The organism is Streptomyces sp. MA5143a, from assembly GCF_900290235.1.
Taxonomy (GTDB): domain Bacteria; phylum Actinomycetota; class Actinomycetes; order Streptomycetales; family Streptomycetaceae; genus Streptomyces.
The window spans coordinates 1-4,462 of record NZ_OLMK01000054.1; the positions used below are offsets into that span (position 1 = coordinate 1).

Consider the following 4,462-nt stretch of genomic DNA (forward strand, 5'->3'; position numbering starts at 1 on the left):
CCCACGGCATCCAGGACACCGTCGACGGAGCCCTCGCGGTCGGCACCCTGCGCCGCGATCACGGCACCCTCGCCGACTTCACCACCGCGCTCGCCCGCCTCCACACCCACGGCATCCCCGTCACCTGGCACCACCCGAGCGGCACGACCGTCGACCTGCCCACGTACCCCTTCCAGCACCAGCACTACTGGCTGGAGGAGGCCGAGCAGCCCGAGACCGGGCACGTCGACGAGGTGGACGCGCGGTTCTGGGAGGCGGTCGAGCGCGAGGACGTCGGATCGCTCATGGCGGCGCTGGGCGTCGACCCGGAGGAGCGGGAGCGCACGGCCGACGCGATGGAGGCCGCGGTGGGCGTGCTGTCGTCGTGGCGGCGCCGCAGGGACGAGAAGTCGGCCGTGGACCGGCTGCGTTACCGAGTCGGCTGGAAACCCCTCGCGAACCCCGCGCCCGGGCTGCCCGCGGGCACCTGGCTCGTCGTCGTACCGCAGGGGACCGACCGGGCCGGCGAACTGCTCGACGCCCTGGCCGCCCAGGGCATGCGGACCGTCGTACTCCCCTACGACGGCGCCGATCGCGCCGAACTCACCGAACTGCTGCGTAAGCAGGTGGACGACGACCTGGGCGGTGTGCTGTCGCTGCTGGCCCTGGACGACCGTTCGAGCGGCGCGTCCGCGGCCCTGAGCGCGGGCGCCGAAGCGACCTTGACGCTGGTACAGGCACTCGGTGACGCCGGGGTCACGGCACCGCTGTGGTGCGTGACCTCGGGTGCGGTCGGCACGGGGCCGGCCGACCCGGTGCGGTCGCCGTGGCAGGCGCTGGTCTGGGGGCTCGGACGCGCGGTTCCGCTGGAGTCCCCGGACCGCTGGGGCGGCCTGGTCGACCTGCCCGACGTGATCGACGAGCGGGCGGTACGGCGGCTGCTGGGGGCGCTGTCCGGTCAGGACGGGGAGGACCAGTTGGCCGTGCGGCCCGCCGGTGTGCTGGCGCGCAGGCTGGGCCGCGACACCTCCCGTGCCGTGTCGGACTGGCGGGTGCGCGGCACGGTGCTCGTGACGAGCGGTACCGAGGGGCTCGGCCGGCACGCGGCGAGGTGGCTCGCCGGGGCCGGCGCGGAGCACCTGGTGCTCACCGCCGCCCCGGGAACGGGCGGTCTCCCCGAGGAACTCGGCGGCCTCGGCTGCGCCTGCACGGTGATCGAGACCGACCTGACCACACGCGACGGCGTCGCGGACCTCCTGGCCCGCGTCGACGCTCTCGGCCTCACCCTGGACGCGGTCGTGCACGCGGCCGATCTCGTCCGAACGAACCCCGTCGTCGGCACCGACACGACCGAACTCGTGGAGGTGCTCGCCGCGAAGGCCGACGGCGTCGTGCACCTCGACGAACTGCTCGGGGACAGACCGCTGGACATGTTCGTCGTGTTCTCGTCCATCGCCGGTGTGTGGGGCGGAGGCGGCCAGGGCACCTCGGGCGCGGCGAACGCGTTCCTCGACGCGCTCGTCGAGCGGCGCCGGGCGCGCGGGCTGCCCTCGCTGTCGGTGGCCTGGGGCGTCGTCGAGGGCATCGGGGTCGGCGCGGACGAGGCCACCGTCGAGCAACTGCGGCGCCGGGGCGTGTCCCCCGTCGCGGCCGGCCTGGTCGTCACGGCGCTCTCCCAGACCGTCACCCAGGACGCCCCCGCCTCGGTCACCGTGGCCGACATCGACTGGGACAGGTTCGTCCCCGCGTTCACCGGCATGCGCGGCAGCCCGCTCCTCACGGACCTGCCGGAGGCGCGTCGGATCATCGAGGCGGCCGCCACGGACGACGACGGTGACGACGCGGGCTCGGAGTTCCTGCGTACTCTGCTGGACGCGCCCGAGGCAGAGCAGGAACGCATCCTGATGAAGCTCGTGCGTTCGACGGCGGCGACCGTCCTCGGGCACAGCGGACAGGACGCCATCAGTCCGCACAGCCCCTTCCAGGAGATGGGCTTCGACTCGCTGGCGGCGGTCGGCCTGCGCAACAGCCTCGGCGCGGCCGTGTCGACACGCCTGCCCGCCACGCTGACCTTCGACTACCCCACGCCCGCCGCGCTCGTCGGCTACCTGCGCGAACACCTGGTGCGCGCGTATGCCCAGGGCCCGTCACAGGAGGACACCGCGTTGGCGGAGCGGGAGGCGGAGATCCGGCGGGCGCTGGCCGCCGTACCGCTCAACGCGCTCCGGGACGCGGGAATCCTCGACGCCCTGCTGGACCTCGCGGGCGACGGCACGACGGAGGACGAGCCGGCGGAGCGGGACGACTCCGACGAGGAGCTCATCGACGCGATGGACGTCGACGACCTGTTGCAGCGGGCGCTCGGGAGCACGCAGTGAAACGGAACACTGAACAGGACAGGGAGCGGGACGTGGCGACCGAGACGGAGCGGGACATGGACGACCGGACCGAGAACCGATCCGGCGACGGGACCGACGATCGGCCCGGCGACCGGACCGGCAAGCTGGTCGAGGCCCTCCGCGCGTCGCTGAAGGAGAACGCCAGGCTGCAGAAGCAGTACGACAAGGCCGTGGCCGAGTCGTCCGAGCCGATCGCCGTTGTCGCCATGTCGTGCCGGCTGCCGGGCGGCGTCAGCACGCCGGACGACCTGTGGCGGCTCGTGGCGGACGGCGTCGACGGCATCACCGAGTTCCCCACCGACCGCGGCTGGGACATCGACGCCGTCTACGACCCGGACCCCGACAGGACGGGCACCTGCTACATCCGCGAGGGCGGGTTCCTCGACGACGTGGCCGCCTTCGACGCGGAGTTCTTCGGCATCTCGCCGCGCGAGGCGCTCGCCATGGACCCGCAGCAGCGGCTCCTCCTCGAAACGACCTGGGAGACCTTCGAACGCGCCGGAATCGACCCCGTGGGGCTGCGCGGAGACCGCGTAGGCGTGTTCGCCGGCGTGGTGAACCACGACTACCTCACCCGCGTCAATCCGCTCCCCGCCGACCTGGAGGGCTACCAGTGGACCGGAGGCGCCGGCAGCGTCGCCTCCGGTCGCGTCGCCTACGCGCTGGGCCTCGAAGGACCCGCGGTCACCGTCGACACGGCCTGCTCGTCGTCCCTCGTCGCCGTGCACTTCGCCATTCAGGCGCTGCGGGCCGGGGACTGCCGGCTCGCGCTCGCCGGTGGCGTCGCCGTCATGGCGGCCACCGACGGCTTCGTCAGCTTCTCGCGGCAGCGCGCCCTGTCCCCGGACGCCCGCTGCAAGTCATTCGCCGCCGCCGCCGACGGCACCGGCTGGTCCGAGGGCGTCGGCATGCTCCTCCTGGAACGGCTCTCGGACGCCCAGCGCAACGGGCATCAGGTGCTCGCGGTGATCCGTGGCTCCGCCCTCAACCAGGACGGCGCCTCCAACGGCCTCACCGCCCCCAACGGCCCCTCCCAACAGCGCGTCATCCGTCAGGCCCTCGCCGATGCCCGCCTCTCCCCGGCCGACGTGGACGTCGTGGAGGCCCATGGCACCGGAACCGTCCTCGGCGACCCGCTGGAGGCCCAGGCCATCATCGCGACCTACGGCCAGGACCGCCCCGAGGACCGGCCCCTCTGGCTCGGCTCGCTCAAGTCCAACATCGGTCACACGCAGGCCGCGGCGGGCGTCGCCGGTGTGATCAAGATGATCCAGGCGATGCGGCGCGGTGTCCTGCCCAGGACCCTGCACGTGGACGAGCCGACCCCGCAGGTCGACTGGTCGGCGGGCGCCGTCGAACTGCTCACCGAGGCCCGTGAGTGGACCGCGGCCGACGACCGCCCCCGCAGGGCGGGCGTCTCGGCGTTCGGGGCCAGCGGCACGAACTCCCACCTCATCCTGGAGGAGGCCCCGAAGAGCGACCCGGGCGAGGAGACACCCTCGCCGGAGCCACTGCCGGTGACGCCGCTGGTGCTGTCCGCCCGTGGGGCGACCGCTCTGGCGTCCCAGGCGGAGCGGCTGCTGACGCACCTGGCGGAGGGCGCCGGATCCCTCCAGGACGTGGGGTACTCGCTCGCCACGGGCCGGGCACGGCTGTCCGAGCGCGCTGTGGTCCTCGCGGCCGACGAGGACGAGGCGCGCGCGGCGCTCACGGCGCTGGCCGCAGGGGAGTCCCACCCCGCACTGGTGACCGGGAACGCGGGGGAAGGGCGGCTCGCGGTGCTGTTCACGGGGCAGGGCAGTCAGCGGGTGGGGATGGGGCGGGAGTTGTACGAGGCCTTCCCCGTGTACGCCCGTGCGTTCGAGGAGGTGTGTGAGGCGTTGGACCGGCACCTGGCCGGTCACGTTCCGCATCCCGTCGCCGAGGTGGTGTTCGCCGACCCCGACGGTTGGCTGGACCGGACGGTGTACACGCAGTCGGGTCTGTTCGCGGTGGAGACCGCGCTGTTCCGGCTGGTGGAGTCGTGGGGTGTGCGGCCGGACCAGGTCGCCGGGCATTCGATCGGGGAGCTGACGGCCGCTCAT

2 protein-coding genes are annotated in these 4,462 nt (G+C 73.5%); both read left to right on the top strand.

The window, feature by feature from the left end; translation table 11 throughout:
* The coding region (locus tag SMA5143A_RS44590; protein WP_146193938.1) for an SDR family NAD(P)-dependent oxidoreductase at positions 1–2,357 on the top strand (2,357 nt) is incomplete at its 5' end.
* 56 nt (positions 2,358–2,413) lie between these two features.
* Positions 2,414–4,462: type I polyketide synthase (locus SMA5143A_RS24140; RefSeq protein ID WP_258193704.1), on the top strand; the 2,049-nt coding region annotated here is incomplete at its 3' end.